At 30.9% G+C, this 16,485-nt stretch carries 16 protein-coding genes; 4 read left to right on the top strand and 12 right to left on the bottom strand.

All coding sequences use genetic code 11. The annotated features are described in order from the left end of the window. Positions 1–5: 5 nt before the first annotated feature. The 5 genes from bioA to PMT9312_RS08045 are packed head-to-tail and all read right to left on the bottom strand — an operon-like array spanning position 6 to position 4,573. Positions 6–1,307 carry an adenosylmethionine--8-amino-7-oxononanoate transaminase gene (bioA, locus tag PMT9312_RS08065; protein WP_011377107.1) on the bottom strand — a complete coding sequence of 434 codons (1,302 nt, stop codon included), beginning with the start codon at positions 1,305–1,307 and terminating at the stop codon, positions 6–8. Further along, entirely contained in the window at positions 1,308–1,973 is a 666-nt protein-coding gene (gene bioD / locus PMT9312_RS08060; protein WP_011377106.1) for a dethiobiotin synthase, read from the bottom strand. Further along, positions 1,970–2,740, bottom strand: coding sequence for a methyltransferase domain-containing protein (locus PMT9312_RS08055; protein WP_011377105.1), 771 nt, complete (start codon positions 2,738–2,740; stop codon positions 1,970–1,972). The genes bioD and PMT9312_RS08055 overlap by 4 nt, the downstream gene beginning before the upstream one ends. After that, positions 2,733–3,437 carry a hypothetical protein gene (locus tag PMT9312_RS08050; protein WP_011377104.1) on the bottom strand — a complete coding sequence of 235 codons (705 nt, stop codon included), beginning with the start codon at positions 3,435–3,437 and terminating at the stop codon, positions 2,733–2,735. Before PMT9312_RS08050 ends, PMT9312_RS08055 begins: the two co-directional genes overlap by 8 nt. Then, positions 3,434–4,573 (bottom strand): aminotransferase class I/II-fold pyridoxal phosphate-dependent enzyme, encoded by a 1,140-nt coding sequence (locus PMT9312_RS08045; RefSeq protein ID WP_011377103.1) that lies wholly within the window; start codon positions 4,571–4,573, stop codon positions 3,434–3,436. The genes PMT9312_RS08050 and PMT9312_RS08045 overlap by 4 nt, the downstream gene beginning before the upstream one ends. 139 nt (positions 4,574–4,712) lie before the next feature. Here PMT9312_RS08045 and PMT9312_RS08040 point away from each other — a divergent pair, with 139 nt between their 5' ends. After that, positions 4,713–7,439 carry a DEAD/DEAH box helicase gene (locus PMT9312_RS08040; protein WP_011377102.1) on the top strand — a complete coding sequence of 909 codons (2,727 nt, stop codon included), beginning with the start codon at positions 4,713–4,715 and terminating at the stop codon, positions 7,437–7,439. A 7-nt stretch (positions 7,440–7,446) separates the two neighbouring features. Here the strand turns inward: PMT9312_RS08040 and PMT9312_RS08035 are convergent, their stop codons facing one another. After that, complete coding sequence (locus tag PMT9312_RS08035) at positions 7,447–8,832, bottom strand: class II fumarate hydratase (protein ID WP_011377101.1); 1,386 nt, start codon at positions 8,830–8,832, stop codon at positions 7,447–7,449. 48 nt (positions 8,833–8,880) lie between these two features. Then, a complete protein-coding gene (purB, locus tag PMT9312_RS08030) occupies positions 8,881–10,176 on the bottom strand; it encodes an adenylosuccinate lyase (protein WP_011377100.1) in 1,296 nt (431 codons plus the stop codon). Positions 10,177–10,458: 282 nt separating this feature from the next. On the opposite strand from purB, the gene PMT9312_RS08025 reads away from it, so the two are divergent. Beyond that, positions 10,459–11,271 (top strand): TlyA family RNA methyltransferase, encoded by an 813-nt coding sequence (locus PMT9312_RS08025; RefSeq protein WP_011377099.1) that lies wholly within the window; start codon positions 10,459–10,461, stop codon positions 11,269–11,271. A gap of 1 nt (position 11,272) precedes the next feature. Here PMT9312_RS08025 and PMT9312_RS08020 read toward each other — a convergent pair whose 3' ends face one another. Both PMT9312_RS08020 and PMT9312_RS08015 read right to left on the bottom strand, forming a co-directional pair. Next, a complete protein-coding gene (locus PMT9312_RS08020; protein WP_011377098.1) occupies positions 11,273–11,611 on the bottom strand; it encodes a P-II family nitrogen regulator in 339 nt (112 codons plus the stop codon). A 24-nt stretch (positions 11,612–11,635) separates the two neighbouring features. Further along, entirely contained in the window at positions 11,636–11,881 is a 246-nt protein-coding gene (locus PMT9312_RS08015) for a hypothetical protein (protein ID WP_011377097.1), read from the bottom strand. Positions 11,882–12,058: 177 nt separating this feature from the next. On the opposite strand from PMT9312_RS08015, the gene queF reads away from it, so the two are divergent. Then, a complete protein-coding gene (queF, locus tag PMT9312_RS08010) occupies positions 12,059–12,469 on the top strand; it encodes a preQ(1) synthase (RefSeq protein WP_011377096.1) in 411 nt (136 codons plus the stop codon). Here queF and PMT9312_RS08005 read toward each other — a convergent pair. From PMT9312_RS08005 to PMT9312_RS07995, 3 genes are all read right to left on the bottom strand, one after another. Then, complete coding sequence (locus tag PMT9312_RS08005) at positions 12,466–13,752, bottom strand: cytochrome c biogenesis protein ResB (RefSeq protein ID WP_011377095.1); 1,287 nt, start codon at positions 13,750–13,752, stop codon at positions 12,466–12,468. The two genes, queF and PMT9312_RS08005, sit on opposite strands and share 4 nt — an antisense overlap. Continuing rightward, entirely contained in the window at positions 13,753–14,409 is a 657-nt protein-coding gene (locus tag PMT9312_RS08000; protein ID WP_011377094.1) for a cytochrome c biogenesis protein CcdA, read from the bottom strand. An 82-nt stretch (positions 14,410–14,491) separates the two neighbouring features. After that, positions 14,492–15,727, bottom strand: coding sequence for an FtsW/RodA/SpoVE family cell cycle protein (locus PMT9312_RS07995; protein ID WP_011377093.1), 1,236 nt, complete (start codon positions 15,725–15,727; stop codon positions 14,492–14,494). Positions 15,728–15,986: 259 nt separating this feature from the next. On the opposite strand from PMT9312_RS07995, the gene PMT9312_RS07990 reads away from it, so the two are divergent. Continuing rightward, complete coding sequence (locus PMT9312_RS07990; RefSeq protein WP_011377092.1) at positions 15,987–16,463, top strand: ATP synthase subunit I; 477 nt, start codon at positions 15,987–15,989, stop codon at positions 16,461–16,463. Positions 16,464–16,485 lie beyond the last annotated feature (22 nt).

The raw sequence follows: 16,485 nt of genomic DNA, 5'->3' as shown, positions 1-16,485 counted from the left end.
TGTATCTATAGATTGTCTAAGATTTTACTAATTATCCAGTAACTTTTTTCTAATTGATCATCTGTTATACAAAGAGGCGGCAAGAGGTAAATAACATTCCCGAGGGGCCTAATAAATAAACCTTCCTCCATCGCTAGACTCTTGATTTCTTTCCCAATATTATTAAAATAACCTCTTTTATTCCCAATTTCTAAATCGAAGGCAGCAATGGTTCCAGATACTCTTATCTTTTTTATATAAGGTAATTTTTTAAATTTAATTAAATGAGATAAATGTTTTTCTTCAAATGAAAGATATTTGTTTGGTTCTTTTTCTAATAAATCAAGGCTAGCGTTTGCCGCAGCACAACCTAAAGGATTAGCAGTAAAACTATGTCCATGCCAAAAAGTTTTTTTTGGGGAATCATCAATAAAGGATTGAAAAATTTTTTCTTTACATAAAGTTATTCCCATTGGTAAAAATCCACCAGTTAAGCCTTTTGAGATACTTATTAAATCAGGAATGATTTTTGCTTTTTGAAATGCGAAAAGGCTTCCACATCTTCCAAACCCAGTTAATACTTCATCGGCAATTAACAAAGAATTATTATTTTTTACAGTTTCTGAAACTTTTTTAATAAACTGAGCCCTAACCATATTCATTCCTCCTGCTCCTTGAACAAGTGGCTCAAGGATGACTGCTACTGTAGGAGTTTTAAGAAGAGTTTCTAATTTTTGGATTGCTTCATTTTCTTTGTTTTCTACTTCATCATCATTAATCCAAGTTGAAGGCCATGGGACTCTCCTAACTGGGAACATAAGATCATCGAAATTTTCATTAAAAATATTTCTTTCACCTAGTGCCATTGCACCAAATGTATCGCCATGATATGCACCATCAAAAGCTACTATTTGAGATCTTGTCTCTCCTCTATTTTGCCATGATTGGAAGGCGATTTTTAAAGCTACTTCCACTGCAGTAGAACCGTTATCAGAAAAGAATAATCGTTCTAGTTTTGTTAATTTACTAAGCCTTTCTGCCAATTTTCTTGCCTGCGGATGTAAGAAATCAGCAAAGATAACTTGCTCAAGGTTTTTTGCTTGATCGAAAATGGCATTCGCAATGTATTCGTTACTATGGCCATGAAGAGTTACCCACCAACTACTTATTGCATCTATCAGCTCTTTTTTAGGATCTTTAGTAAATAGGAGGGCATCTTTACCATGAGTTACTTCTATTTGCGGTTTGCTGGTATTGATTTGAGTAAAAGGAGGCCAAATATTTGGATGCCAATCTTGATTTGGAGTGTTTGAATCCAAAGATTTCATTTAACTTATTTTTGAGTTTAAAAGTGAGACCAACTTATTTTTGATGTCAAGTTCTTTCCATAGTATATCCAAATTATTTGAATCAATTTTTTTGATGTAAGGGAACTCAGTAATTAAAGGGATTCCACTAAATTCAACTAGTGTTTTTGGATTATCTAAGTGTTTTTCGCCGTTAACAACTAAACCTAAAATCTCAATATTTCTTCGTTTTAAGGCCTCAATACTAAGCAGAGTATGGTTTAGAGTGCCAAGTGAGCTCTTACATACAAGTATTACTGGAAGGTTCCATTGTTTTATTTGATCTATTTGCAAAAAATTGCGTGTTATTGGAACCATTAATCCACCTGCTGTTTCTAAAATTAATGAGCCTTTTACTTTTGGTATTCTCAACATGTCAAAATTAATAGTTTTTTGATCTATTTCAGAAGCCCAATGTGGAGATAAAGGTTTTGTGAACACATAAGCTTCTTTGATTATCTTCTCTCTACTCACTTGTGCAAGTGTTTCAACAGTTTGACTATCAGTTTGCGATTCAATACCACTTTGTATAGGCTTCCAATAAAAAGAATTTAATCCTCTAACAAAAAAAGAACTTATTAAAGTTTTACCAATATCAGTGTCTGTTCCACAGATTATAAATTTGAAAATGCTATCAATACCATTCATAATTTCTTTATGATTTGAATATCAATTTCCCATGAAAGGTTAACTGTATTATTGTAATTCTTTGGCCAAAACTTTTGAATTTCTTTTAACTCTTTCACTGTTTTGCGTTTACAGTTTGTTGATTGTGCTCCTAAATTTATTAGGCTTCTAAAAAGCTTATATACATCTTCAAAATTTTCTAGATAATTAAACTTTTCTGAATAATGTATTTCATTTGGCTTGAAATCTTTTAACAATTCTTTGTAGTAGAGGAAACTAAGACCACTATATTCAATATCAATTTTTCTACAAGTATCTTTCCATTCAGGGAAACAATTTTTTGTGGGATATGAAATAACTAAAAAACCACCAGGCATTAATTTACTAAACCAATTTTTTATTATTTTTTCTGGGTTGTTTAACCAATGTATGCAAAAGTTAGATGTTATTAGAGAACAGTTATTAATTTCAGAGGGTAAATCATTATTTAAATCCCATAAAATTCTTTTACTAGATAATTTATTCTCAAGAAGCATTTTTTTGCTGAAATCAATTCTCCATACTTTTTGAGAAGAAAATTCTTTTTCTATTTCGTCAGCTAATAATCCTGGTCCTGATCCAAGATCTATCCATTTACCTTTTGTTTGGGGATTTAATTCTTTAATAAAGTGAACAATCTTTGATGCAAAAAATTTTTGAATATTTGAATATTCTAAATACCGATATGCAGCATCATTGAAATTATTTTTTATTTTCTCACTCCACTTTTTATTATCCATTTCAATCATTAAATGTATTAAGCAAGATCTCGTATAAATTTAAATTATTCAAGCAATGACCTTGTTGAGCTAATTTAATTAAAATTGGCTTCCTAATAAGTGTCCTATTGAAGAAATCTAAAAAGTTATTATTTGATTCGTTGTCAAGAATCAAATCATTTTCTGACTTTATAAAAATAATTTTGCAATCTTTTTTTAAAAATACTGGAAAATCTCTATTGAGGTAAAGTTGTTTTAAATCATTTAAAAGAAGAGTTTTATTTAAACTCTCTAAACTTTTATAAAAGATATTTTTAAAACTATTATTTATATCATTTGGCATAAATGATCTATGTATAAATTCTTTCAACATATCCTTAGGTGCATTTTTTATGATTTTAGTTTCCATTCTTTTTAGAGACCTCAAAATAAAGCTTCTCTTATGATTTATAGGAAGAAAATTATTAAAAGAATTGATAAGAACAATATGAGTAGCTTCTTTTAAAATGGTTTTTTCCATTAAATGAAAACCATATGAATGGCATAAAGTCATTCTGATTTGTTTTTTAGAGTCGCTTTTAATCCATTTTGCTTGATAATTATTTTTCGAAAAATAGCCTCTTTCATTATCTTGCCAATGCCAATTATTTTTTAAAAAATCAATTTTATAATCATCCCAGAAATGTTGATTTAGTCCCCACCCATGTTGAGTAATAATTTGTTTCATTTAAACTCTTTTAATACTGCAATGAAATGCTTTAGCAGATTAAGATCTAAGTTTCTTCTTATTGTTATTCTGATTCTTGATTGCCCAACTGGAACAGTTGGAGGTCTTATTGCAACTGCTAGGAACCCATTTTTTTCGAGATATTTTTGTAGATAAATAGCATTCTCTTCTTGTCCAACAATAATTGATAAAATGTGAGCATCTCCTTGAACTGGAAAACTAAAATTTCTAATAATTTCATCTTTCCATACCTTCGCAGAAGATAACAAATCATTACCCCATTCTTTATTTTTTAAAATTTTTTTCAAACCTTCTAGTGCCCCAGCAGCTAAAGATGGAGCGAGTGCAGTTGTATACCTAAATGCACCACTTGTTTGGATAAGATATTCACCAATCTCTGAATTGGATGCTATGAAAGCTCCACCGCTTCCAAATGCTTTCCCAAAAGTTCCAGTAATCATAGTTATATCCGAACGTAAATTAAAACTTAACCCCCTACCTTCAGGGCCCAATATCCCAATTGCATGGGCTTCGTCAACTAATAATTGAACACTATTTTTTTTGCAAATTTCTGAAATTTCTCTGAGCGGAGCTATTGATCCCTCCATGCTGTAAAGAGATTCAACAACAACTAAAATGGAATTTTTTTTAGGGTTAAATTTAATAATTTTTTCTTCTAAATCTTTTAAATTATTGTGTGAAAATCGAACCAGTTTTGCTTGAGCAGCTTTGACTCCCACTAATAAAGAGTTATGAATCAATTTATCAGCTATTACGATACTATTTCTGTTTGCTAAAGCCTGGATAGCGGCTATATTTGCTTGAAATCCGCTTGGGAAAAGTAATACTTTCTGTTGATCAAGCCACTCGGCAAGTTCTGTCTCTAATAATTCATGTATTGGTCTTGAACCTGTAATAAACCTAGAGCTTCCAGAACCAATACCTTCTAATAGGCTTATTTCGTAAGCAGCTTTTATTAAATCCTTATCCCTACTTAATCCAAAATAATCATTACTGCATAAGTCTATAAGTTTTTTATTATGAGAATTTAAACTTAGAAGTTCGAAGGGTTTTTTACCTAAAGAAAATGTTTTTAATTTACGGGTTCTATTTTTTGGAATTTTTATTTTTTTCATTTTGGCAAAATAACATATATTGGATTTAATTAGAAAGATTTAGATTTACTATTAAAGTTTGCAAGGTATTTTTTGTTTATTAATATTTATATAGATCATATATTAAGAAGTTAACTCATCCTCTCTTCAATCACAATTATTGCTTAATTTAGAGGAATATTTCCCCTTTCCGCTAGATGATTTCCAGTTAGAGGCAATACAAGCTATTAATAGCGGAAATTCTCTTGTTTTAACGGCGCCAACAGGTTCTGGTAAAACATTGATAGGTGAATTTGCTATATATAGAGGTTTATCTCATGACAGCAGAGTTTTTTATACAACGCCTTTAAAGGCCCTATCAAACCAAAAGTTTAGAGATTTTGCTAGTCAATATGGTGAGAATAAAGTTGGCCTTTTAACAGGCGATATTAGTATAAATAGAGAAGCACCAATCTTAGTCATGACGACTGAGATTTTTAGGAACATGCTTTATGGCGAATTTGATGAATTTGATGATCCCTTAGAAAATTTAGAATCTGTGATTCTTGATGAATGTCATTATATGAATGACCCCCAAAGAGGCACAGTTTGGGAGGAAACCATAATCCATTGCCCTAGTAGAACTCAAATAATAGCTTTATCAGCAACAATAGCTAATGCAGATCAACTACAAAATTGGATAGAAAAAGTTCATGGACCCACAGTACTAATTAATAGTGATAAGAGACCAGTCCCACTTGATTTTATTTTTTGTAGTGTTAAAGGCCTCCATCCACTTTTAAATAATAAGGGTAATGGAATTCATCCAAACTGTAAGATTTGGAGAGCTCCTAAAGGGCAGAAAAAGAGAGGAAAAGTGGGAAGGATAATGCAACCAAAGTCTCCCTCAATTGGCTTTTTGATCTCGAAACTAGCTGAACGAAATATGTTGCCAGCTATTTATTTTATTTTTAGTAGAAGAGGATGTGACAAGGCTATTGAGAATATAAAAGATTTAACTTTAGTAAGTTATTCAGAAGCAAATATGATATCCCAAAAATTAGATCTTTATCTTAAAAATAATCAAGAGGCAATTAAAGATAAATCTCAATGCGAGGCATTAAAACGCGGTATTGCATCTCATCATGCTGGATTATTGCCTGCATGGAAAGAATTGGTTGAGGAATTATTTCAGCAAGGTTTGATAAAAGTTGTTTTTGCAACTGAAACTCTAGCTGCAGGAATTAATATGCCCGCAAGAACCACTGTCATTTCTTCTTTATCAAAAAGGACGGAAGATGGGCATAGATTATTATTTAGCAGTGAATTTTTGCAAATGTCAGGAAGAGCCGGAAGAAGAGGCAAAGATACCCAAGGATATGTTGTTACATTACAAACAAGATTCGAAGGAGCTAAAGAAGCAAGTGCACTGGCTATTAGTAAACCAAATTCTTTAGAGAGTCAATTCACTCCTAGTTATGGTATGGTACTTAATCTTTTACAAAGTTATACTTTAGAGAAGTCTAAAGAATTAATTAAAAGAAGTTTTGGTAGTTTTTTATATTTAGATGAATCCTCAGGTGATAATGCAATTCTTGAAAATTTAGATAAGGATTTAATTGAATTAAAAAAAATTACATCTAACGTTTCATGGAATGATTTTGATGCCTACGAAAAGTTAAAAAATCGTCTTAAAGAAGAGAGAAGACTCTTGAAAATTTTAGAAAAACAAGCGGCAGAAAAATTATCAGAAGAGATCACTAATGCACTCCCATATATTAAAGATGGAAGTTTAATTTCAATCAAAGCTCCACAAATTAAAAGAAAAATTGTTCCAGGATTAATTTGTAAGAAAATATATGAATCCCAAAAAATTAAGAGTTTATTGTGTTTGACAATTGATAATTTATTTATTCTTATAAAAGCTTCATACATAGTAAGTATTTTTAATGATTTGGATGCAATTGATGTCTTAGGACTTGAAGCCCCAAAGATGTATTTTTCTGGAGAGGTTGTTAGAGGAGATGATATGTCGCAGTGTTTTGCGGATCGAATTTTAGAAGTTTCAAAAAAAAATGATTTGCAAACTCCACAATATGATCTGACAACGGAAGTTTTGGCACAACGGCAACAAATTAATGCTTTAGAAGAAAAAGTAACTGATCATACCGCACATAGATTTGGAGACTCCAGGAAATTAAAGAAATATAGAAAAAGAATTGTTGATGTTGAACAAGAAATAAATATTAGAAAAAAACTTCTTAGGGATAAAGAAAATCATAACTGGAGAACTTTTACCGATTTGATTCAAATTTTGAATCATTTTGGTTGTTTAAATGATTTGGAATTGACAGAAGTTGGACAAACAGTTTGTGCAATAAGAAGTGAAAATGAATTATGGATTGGTCTTGTTTTAGTCAGTGGTTATTTGGACGATTTAGATCCTCCTGAGTTAGCTGCAATTATTCAAGCTATATGTGTTGATGTAAGGAGGCCTAATCTTTGGTGTAATTTCAAGCCTTCTTTAAAGGTATTAGATGTTTTTAATGAATTAGATGGTTTAAGAAAATTAGTCGCTTCACAACAAAATAAGTTTCATATTGAAATTCCTATTTATTTAGAAATAGAGTTGACTGGAATTATTTCTGCATGGGCAAGGGGGGAAAAATGGAAAGATTTGGTTTTTAATACTTCATTAGACGAAGGTGATGTAGTGAGGATTATTAGAAGATCAATTGATGTCCTTTCTCAAGTTCAATACTGTATTGGTGTTAGTAATAAATTAAAAAGCAAAGCAAAGCTAGCATTAAAAGCTATTAATCGTTTTCCTGTTTCTGAATCAAATGATCTTATAAAAGTCTCTGAAGATATTAATCCTGCAACAAAAAGAATTGACAATAATTCTTAAATTTTTATCAAATCATTGAATTAATATTCATTGCTTCATCAAATTCATCTTCGTTTAAATAACCTAATTTAAGTGTTGCCTCTTTTAAATTTAGTGATTCTTTGAAGGCAAGGTTTGCAATTTCAGCTGCTTTTTCATAACCAACTTTTGGCACTATGGCTGTAACCAACATTAGTGAATTTTCTAAATTTAACTTCATTTTCTTTTGATTAGGTTCCATCCCATCAACTAATTTTATTCTAAAGTTTTCTATTGCATTTTTAAGTAATTTTAAACTTGTAAGAATATTAAATCCAATCAAAGGCTTATATTCATTCATCTGTAAAGTACCGCTAGAATTTGCCATTGAAACTGCATATTCAAGACCCATTATCTGAGTGCAAACCATTGATAAGGCTTCGCATTGAGTCGGATTCACTTTGCCCGGCATGATAGAACTTCCAGGTTCATTTTGAGGGATAATTAATTCATATATTCCTGATCTTGGACCAGAAGATAGAATTTTTATATCATTTGAAATTTTAAATAATGCACCTGCTAATATTTTTATCTGACTCATTACTTGAGCTAGACGATCATGCGAGGCCATGATAGAAAAATTATTTTTTGATTTATAGAACATTAGATTAGTATCATCGGAAATTGATTTTATTGCCTCTTCACAAAATCCTTTTGGACAATTAATCCCTGTACCAACTGCAGTTCCTCCCAGAGGTAAGAAATACAATTCATTTAGGCTCATAATAATTGCATTCTCAGCATCTTTAAGTTGCTCTGACCATCCTGATATTTCTTGCCCAAAAGTAAGGGGCACTGCATCTTGAAAATGGGTTCTTCCTATCTTTATAAGGTCTTTCCATTCTTCACTTTTTTTATCAAGGATCTTCGTAAGTTCTCTTATCGTTGGAACTAAATTTTTGATTATTTCATTAACAACAGATATTTGAATAGCAGCAGGAAAAGTATCATTAGTTGACTGAGATTTATTTACATCATCATTCGGATGAATTGGTTGATGACTACCAAGCTCTGAATTTGTTCTTAATGCTGCAATATTTGAAATTACCTCATTTACATTCATATTTGTTTGCGTGCCACTGCCTGTTTGCCAAACTTTTAAGGGAAACTGTGAATCATGAATCCCATCAAGTATTTCTGTACATGCCTCTACAATCAAATCTTTTTTTCTTTTATCGATTAAACCTAAATTGAAATTCGCAATTGAAGCAGCTTTTTTTATGAGGGTTAGTGAATAAATTAACTCAATTGGAATTAATTCTTCTCCAATAGAAAAATTTATTATCGATCTTTGTGTTTGAGCTCCCCACAAAGCTTCTATGGGAACCTTTATAGTTCCCATACTATCTTTTTCAATCCTAAAGTTTTTTGTCATTATTCCTCTGAAAACACTGGTTTAACTTAGATAAGGTTTTCAGTAATCCTAGATACCTAACTTCTCCCATATTACACTTAAATTATTGAGATGAATTGAAGGATTAAAACATTCTTCTAAGTCACTTTTATCAATAAAATCCATTATTTCATTATCTCTTTCTATATTTTGTTTGAAATTCCCATCCTGAGTATTCCAGGCCTGATGCGCATTTTTTTGTACTAAGCTATAAGCTTTTTCTCTAGACAAGCCCTTCTCTACAAGCAAAAGTAAAACTTTCTGACTAAAGATTACACCACCATATATATTTAAATTTTTGAGCATATTTTTTGGATAAACTTCCAAATTGCTTACTATATCTTTCATTTCCCTGAGCATAAAATGCAAACAGATTGATACGTCAGGTAACATGATACGTTCATTTGAACTATGGCTTATATCTCTCTCGTGCCAAAGTGGAACATTTTCCAGTGCTGTTAAGACGTAACTCCTCAAAATTCTTGCTAAACCACTTACTCTTTCACTTCTAATAGGATTTCTTTTATGAGGCATGGCAGAACTTCCTTTTTGCCCTTTTGTAAAACCCTCCTCAACTTCTAAAACATCAGTTCTTTGTAAATTTCTGATTTCAGTTGCGAATCTATCTAGAGAAGCGCCAACTAGTGCAATAGTTTGCACATATTCTGCATGTCTGTCTCTCGATATAACCTGCGTACTTGCTGTATCTGGTTTTAAGTCGAGTAAATCACAAGTTATTTGTTCTACTTTGGGATTCGTATTTGCATAAGTTCCCATTGCACCACTTATTTGTCCAATTGCTACAGATTCTTTAAGTGTTAACAATCTTTTTTTGTTCCTTATTATTTCTGCTAACCATCCAGCAAGTTTAAAGCCGAAGGAAATTGGCTCCCCATGAATTGCATGAGATCTGCCAATCATTAATGTATTTTTATGCTTCCTTGCTAATAATCTGACTTCATTTTCTAATTTCTCAATTTCTTCTAATAACAATTCGCAAGAATCTTTTAACTGAAGAGATAAGCCAGAATCAAGTACATCACTACTGGTCATACCAACATGTATGTATCTTCCAGAATCTCCTACAAATTCATTAACGCTTGTAAGAAATGCTATGACATCATGTTTAACTTCTTTCTCAATTTCTGTAATTCTAGATTCATCAAACTTTGCATTTGAACGTATCTCTTTCATTGCATTCTCAGGAATTTTCCCGAGGGAAAAATTTGCTTCACATGCAGCTATTTCAACCTTAAGCCAACTCTGGAATTTTGCGCTTTCAGTCCAGATTTCCCCCATTTCGGGTAATGTGTAACGCTCGATCACAATTTTTATTAATTATCAATTTAAACTTTATAACCAAAATCGAATTATTGCCCTATACCTTAAAGATGTACTTGCCATTGAACATATTTGCCTGCTTATTATTTTCTTATGTAACATTTTTCTGGCTAATAATGAAAGCTTAAATATAAAAATGTTTGCATTTATTCCTTTCGTTAATAATGGGTAAATTTTTAGTTCTAATTTAAAATTGGAAGGTATTAAAGAATCTGGATCTTAATCTTGTAGAAATTCATTATTCAGTCTTTTTTTATTGAGTAATAGATGATTAAAAAAAGTAGATTAGACCTTTATCTTCTAAATAAAGGTTTATGTGAAACTCGTCAAAAAGCCCAAGGTTTAATTCTTGCGGGCAAAGTTAGAGATATAAATGGAAAAGTATTGGATAAACCTGGACAACAAGTATTAATTGGATCTGAATTTTTTATTGATTCCGAACCTATGTTTGTATCAAGGGGCGGCGAAAAATTATTGGAGGCATTTAAAAAACTTGAAATTAAAGTAAAAGATAAAATATGTCTTGACGCAGGAATCTCTACTGGGGGATTTACTGATTGCTTATTGCAACAAGGAGCAAAGTTAGTTTATGGGATAGATGTTGGTTATGGACAGACTGCATGGAAGATTAGAAATAACCCAAAAGTCATACTTTTTGAACGAACTAATATTCGAAAATTAAAACCTAATGATCTTTTATCTAGAAGTAATGAATTACCAAATTTTGTGGTTGCTGATTTATCTTTTATTTCATTAAAGTTAGTTTTTAAATCTATTGGTAATTTATTAGAAGGTGATTGTATTGAGGGAATATTTTTAATTAAACCCCAATTTGAGGTGGGTAAAGATAAAGTCAGTAAAGGTGGTGTTGTTCGCAATCCTAAATTTCACACTGAGGCTATAGAGGCTGTTATTTATGCTGCTGAGAATTTCCAATGGAATATTAAGAATTTGATAGCTTCTCCGCTGGTAGGTCCTGCTGGAAATCATGAATATCTAGCTTGGATGTGTTTAAGAAGTGAATCAAATCCAAGAATTAATAGTGAATATATACAAAATTTAGTAAAAGAAACTCTTTGAATTAAAGAGCTTCTTCATCTTTGTCACCAGTTCTAATTCTCACAACAGAATCAATTGATGTGATGAATATTTTTCCGTCACCTATCTCTCCAGTTTTTGCTGCTTCAGCAATCGCATCTATGACTGAATTAACCTTTTCATCTTCTACGACAACTTCTACTTTGAGTTTTTGAAGGAATTCAACAGTAAATTCGGAACCTCTATATCTTTCGACTTGTCCTTTTTGCCTTCCAAAACCTCTGACTTCACTAACTGTCATTCCAACAATACCAGAGTTGACTAATGCAATTTTTACATCCTCCAGCTTAAATGGACGTATGATTGCTTCAATTTTCTTCATGATTAAAGATTGAATATTCTTATTTTAATTGTTTTTTGGGAAAACATCCAACATTGAAATATCAGAAAAACATCTAATATTAAGACCTGCATTCGTGGCGTCTTCAATTAATAATTGGGAATTTTCTTCGGAAATGATTACTGTACTATTTGACAACGCTTCCCACTGATCATTCTCAAAGTGTGTTTGAAGCCATAACATTCCAATTGCGCTTTTTGGTTGAAGGGATTTATTTAAGTTGTTATCGATAGTTATCAAACAAATGTCCATTAATTTTCATTGAACTAAACACATATAACCCTTTTAAGCGACATTATGAATGTTATAGATGATACAAAAATAAGATTTAACAGCTTTTGACTTATTCAATTGTAATACTTAAGCTTGTTGTGATTTTTGCAGATTTTGATCTTTTTATATAGGTTTAGTAAATAAGTTCTACTAAAAATGAGTACAGCTAAATTAGATGATTCGACGCAAAGACCACTTTATGGTGAAAGAATTATTGAAGAATCAAAAATAATTTGTTTTGAGAATCCAAATAAGAAAAGAATTTATGAAATTTCTATTCAGTTACCTGAATTCACATGTAAGTGCCCCTTTTCTGGTTATCCAGATTTTGCAAAGCTAAATATTATTTATCAACCTAATTTGAGTGTCTATGAGTTGAAGTCTTTAAAGCTTTATATTAATAATTTTAGAGATATAAAAATATCACATGAGGAAGTTGTTAATAGAATTATGGATGATTTAGTGAATGAAGGCTCACCTCACTGGATACATTTAAATGCTGCATTTAACCCTAGGGGGAATGTTTCAATGCAGTTAGATATTTTTAGTGGACAGAAAAGAAATTAAAAATTTTTTATTTCTTCTGATAATTTAAAAAATTCTTTTTTAAAACCAACTAGATTTTTATTGCTAAGACCTCCAATGGATAACTTGTGTGATTCTTTATTCACAAAAATCCATAATTGGTTAGTTGGTATAAGACTTATTATTGTTCCAAAAATTATTAAAATAAAAGAAAAGTAAATAAATGGTATAGAAGGATCATTTTTAATTATTAATCCACTGCTTGGGATTATTTTTTTCAGAGATACTTTTGAAGAGTTAACTTCTAAGGGTCTGTCATTGATATAGAGATTATTCCCGGAAAAATTTTCTACATTGGAAATTTTAAGAGGACCATTTTCATTATCTATTGTTAAAAGGAAATTTTTTTTTGTCTCTGATCCTAATTCAACTAAAACTCCCCAAACTTGATTGCCGATTTCGGGAATCTCCTTTAATTGTAATTGATAAAGGATATTATCTATTTCTAAAACAACATTTGATATTGCCCAATCAGCTTGATAAATAGTTAATCCTTTAAATCTGATTGGGTGATTAACTTTGGCGGTTTTAATTTCATTTATATTTAGATCTTCAGAAGAAAAATTTAACTTTGAAATAAACTGTTTGGGTATACCATCACTTTCTCGTTCTATAGAAAAATTGACTAATTTAATATTCGCTTTTGAGTTTGTACTCTCATTAACAAGATCCAAACTTTCTCCAGGCAATAAATATTGTTCATTTGATTGACTTGTAAAACTTCCATATGCTGAACCTAGAAGCAAGACTATTAATCCGATATGTACAACTAAAGGACCGATTTTTCCAATTAAACCCCTTCTTGCAGAAATATGACTTTTAAATTTGTATGTTTTCCATCCTCTTTTTTTAAGTAATAAATCTACTTTTGATATATGGTCTCCATCTTGATTGATTGGGTGACTTGAAGTTAATTGCAGTTTGCTAAATTTTTTTTCGTTATTGTATTCAATCCATTTTAATGAAGCTTTTAATGAAGGAATTTGTCTCCTGAAACTACAAGCTGATAAGGAAATGCAAAGAAGAATTAATGTAAATAAAAACCAAATGCTTGTATATATATGATCCAATTGAAGTTTTAAGACTTTTTCTCCATCTAAAAATCCAAAAATGGGAGCACTATCGAAATTATCAATATAGAATTTATTACTATTACCTTGAGGTATAAAAGTACCTATGCCACTTGTAATGGCTATGAAGATTATCAGTGATATAGCGAATCTTAAACTTGATATTTTTAAAATTAGATTCTTAAAAATAATCATTTAGATCCAATTTGAAAATAAATTTAATAATCCTAGGGCAACTAAAAATATCCCACTTAAGGTGGGAATTATTTGGCTAAATTTTCTAAGCTCTAAAAATTTTTTTAAGTTTTCTGCCGTGGCTCCCGCAATGATTAATGGAGTGACTTGGCCTATTCCGAAGAAAAATAAAAAAATAATTGAGATTATTGGGTTTTTAGCTTGCGATACCCAAGCCAAAAGAGTAGCTAAAACTGGAGTGATGCAAGGTGAAGAGGCTAGTCCAAAAGTAGTTCCTATTGTAAAAGGTGCTAAGAGGGGTGGTATTTTTTCTTCTATTTTTTTTAGATCGGGTCCATTCGGAAACTGAAACTTTAGAATTCCTAATAAATTTAAACCCATTATTATTGCTATTAGGGCAACAAATGATGTGTAATAAGATGGAATTTGCCCATATATTTTACCTAAGAATCCACTCGCAGCCCCCAGTGCAACAAGCGAAAAAACTACTCCTCCTGAAAAACTAATAAGTTTAAATTTATTTTTCTCTGTTCCTCCTATATAAGCAATTGTTACTGGAAGTAATGATAATGAACATGGTCCAAGACTCGTTAATAGTCCTGCGCTGAAAACCAAAAATATAGTAAATGGACCAGGACTATTAAGACCATTCTGCATAAGCAGATTACCCTTTTGAGATAATTCTGAAATAACTAAATTAAATGATTCGATAGTTTGACTTTAATCCTTTAAATTCTAACTAATTAAGAGTCTTTCGTGTACTAATCATACCAATCAATCCTGTTGATTCTAATGAACATCTCACTAACATCCCTGCAATAAAAAAAGACGCTATTAATGAATTGCCACCATAACTAATGAAAGGTAGTGGTAAGCCTGTAGTAGGCATTGAACCTGTTGCTACAGCAATATGCATTATTGATTGACCTGTCAACAATACACCACATCCGATAGCAACTAATTTTGTATAGTTGTTTCTGCACTTAAGACTAATTATGAGGCTTATATAAGAGAATATTGCTAAAAATCCTAAGAATAAAGTACACCCCACCAAACCAAATTCTTCCGCAAAAATGGCAAAAATAAAATCTGTATACATGAACGGTAGATACTGTAATTTTTGTATAGACAGTCCAAAACCTTCGCCAAATAGACCACCTGAACCTATAGCTAATAAACTCTGAACCAATTGAAATCCACTTTCCTGTTGATCTTTCCAAGGATTAATAAATGAAGTAACTCTAAGTTTTTGATATTCGTTATTAAGGATGCTAATACATCCAGTAATGAATCCTATTGAAGCAAATGAGCAAAGAGAGCTAAGTTTTACACCTCCGCATAAACCCATTACCCAAAGAAGAATTCCAGTTAGTGATGCAGTACTTAAATTAGGCTGTTTTAGTATTAATAAAATTAATAAACCAAAGGATATTATTGAAATTAATTTTTTATCATTCTTTACTAGATTCCAATGTGCGAAAAGGTTAGAAGCTTCTAGAATTAGAAAAGGTTTAATTAATTCAGATGGCTGCAGACGTAAATTGCCAAGCACTAGCCATCTTGAAGATCCATTAACTGTAATTCCAGTAAAATTGGTAAGGAAAATCAAAAAGAATAAAATATAAAAAATAATTCTTGAAAACTTTAAAAGATTTCTAATGTTTGTATTAAGAACGAAATAAAATAGACCAATTCCTGGAATTGTCCAAATAATTTGTTTTTTTAAGAAGTAAGCCCAATTTCCCATTTCCCTACTAGCCACCCACCAACTTGATGATCCTAGTATGCATATTCCTAATATCGACCAAATTCCAATGAGGACAATGAGAATTTTTGCCTCATAAGGCCATATCGTCCAAGGTAGGGGAACTATAGACTCTGTTACATTGCTTAGATTTTTTTTGTAATTAGAACTAAAGGTTTTTTTTCTTTTAGAAATTCTTTTATATTTTATTTTTTCTTGACTTATCTCCAATTTTTTTAGATGTAGTATGTACTATTGAGACGTTTAATTGAGATTTTGCCAAGTCTTTTATTAACGTTTTAAAGTGTTAAAGCAATTAAAAAGATTAATCTTCATAAATTTTATTTTTGAAGAATACGGTCTACAGATTCATCGTAAATCTTAAGAATTAATTTTTTGTAGAAAAAAACTAGCTAAAAGGTACCTCTCCGTGATAGATTCCGTGAGTTTATATACTTACTTCAAACCATTCAGAGAGGATTTCTAAACTATGTTCACATCAGTGGACTCAAATAGAAAAAAACTTGAGCATCCTTCCAATAAGAATGTTCAATTTCCTCAATCCCTGAATAATTCGATCATTAAAGAAAGTAAATCTGGCATTGCCAATCAAATAGATAATTTGCTTTCTCAAAATGATGAATACACAAAATTGCAATTAACAATTTTTGGCATTACTTTTATTGTTTCTATTTTATTAGCATCAATAACTGGAATTTTTCTAGGATTTACTTTTGGTTTTAGTATTTTTATAGGTGCAATTTCTGGTATTTTTTACTTACGTTTGCTTGCCAAAAGTATAGGGAAACTTGGTAAAGAATCATCAGGTGTATCAAAATTGCAACTTTTAGTTCCAGTTTGCCTCTTTATTTTTGCGAGCAAGCTAGGATCTTTGGATATTTTTCCTGCAATGATAGGTTTTTTCATTTATAAGCCTTCACTCATTCTTTATTTTTCACGTTCTTAAGTAAATTTTTTTATTCAAAACA

The organism is Prochlorococcus marinus str. MIT 9312 (assembly GCF_000012645.1).
Lineage (GTDB): Bacteria > Cyanobacteriota > Cyanobacteriia > PCC-6307 > Cyanobiaceae > Prochlorococcus_A > Prochlorococcus_A marinus_L.
The sequence above is the reverse complement of the archived record's forward strand: the minus strand, read 5'-3'. Positions and strand labels throughout refer to the sequence as shown.

Excerpts from the sequence above, each read along its gene's own strand:
- bioA (WP_011377107.1), bottom strand. The coding sequence starts at position 1,307 with ATGAAATCTTTGGATTCAAACACTCCAAATCAAGATTGGCATCCAAAT.
- bioD (WP_011377106.1), bottom strand. The coding sequence starts at position 1,973 with ATGAATGGTATTGATAGCATTTTCAAATTTATAATCTGTGGAACAGAC.
- PMT9312_RS08055 (WP_011377105.1), bottom strand. The coding sequence starts at position 2,740 with ATGATTGAAATGGATAATAAAAAGTGGAGTGAGAAAATAAAAAATAAT.
- PMT9312_RS08050 (WP_011377104.1), bottom strand. The coding sequence starts at position 3,437 with ATGAAACAAATTATTACTCAACATGGGTGGGGACTAAATCAACATTTC.
- PMT9312_RS08045 (WP_011377103.1), bottom strand. The coding sequence starts at position 4,573 with ATGAAAAAAATAAAAATTCCAAAAAATAGAACCCGTAAATTAAAAACA.
- PMT9312_RS08035 (WP_011377101.1), bottom strand. The coding sequence starts at position 8,832 with ATGACAAAAAACTTTAGGATTGAAAAAGATAGTATGGGAACTATAAAG.
- PMT9312_RS08025 (WP_011377099.1), top strand. The coding sequence starts at position 10,459 with ATGATTAAAAAAAGTAGATTAGACCTTTATCTTCTAAATAAAGGTTTA.
- PMT9312_RS08020 (WP_011377098.1), bottom strand. The coding sequence starts at position 11,611 with ATGAAGAAAATTGAAGCAATCATACGTCCATTTAAGCTGGAGGATGTA.
- PMT9312_RS08015 (WP_011377097.1), bottom strand. The coding sequence starts at position 11,881 with ATGGACATTTGTTTGATAACTATCGATAACAACTTAAATAAATCCCTT.
- queF (WP_011377096.1), top strand. The coding sequence starts at position 12,059 with ATGAGTACAGCTAAATTAGATGATTCGACGCAAAGACCACTTTATGGT.
- PMT9312_RS08005 (WP_011377095.1), bottom strand. The coding sequence starts at position 13,752 with ATGATTATTTTTAAGAATCTAATTTTAAAAATATCAAGTTTAAGATTC.
- PMT9312_RS08000 (WP_011377094.1), bottom strand. The coding sequence starts at position 14,409 with ATGCAGAATGGTCTTAATAGTCCTGGTCCATTTACTATATTTTTGGTT.
- PMT9312_RS07990 (WP_011377092.1), top strand. The coding sequence starts at position 15,987 with ATGTTCACATCAGTGGACTCAAATAGAAAAAAACTTGAGCATCCTTCC.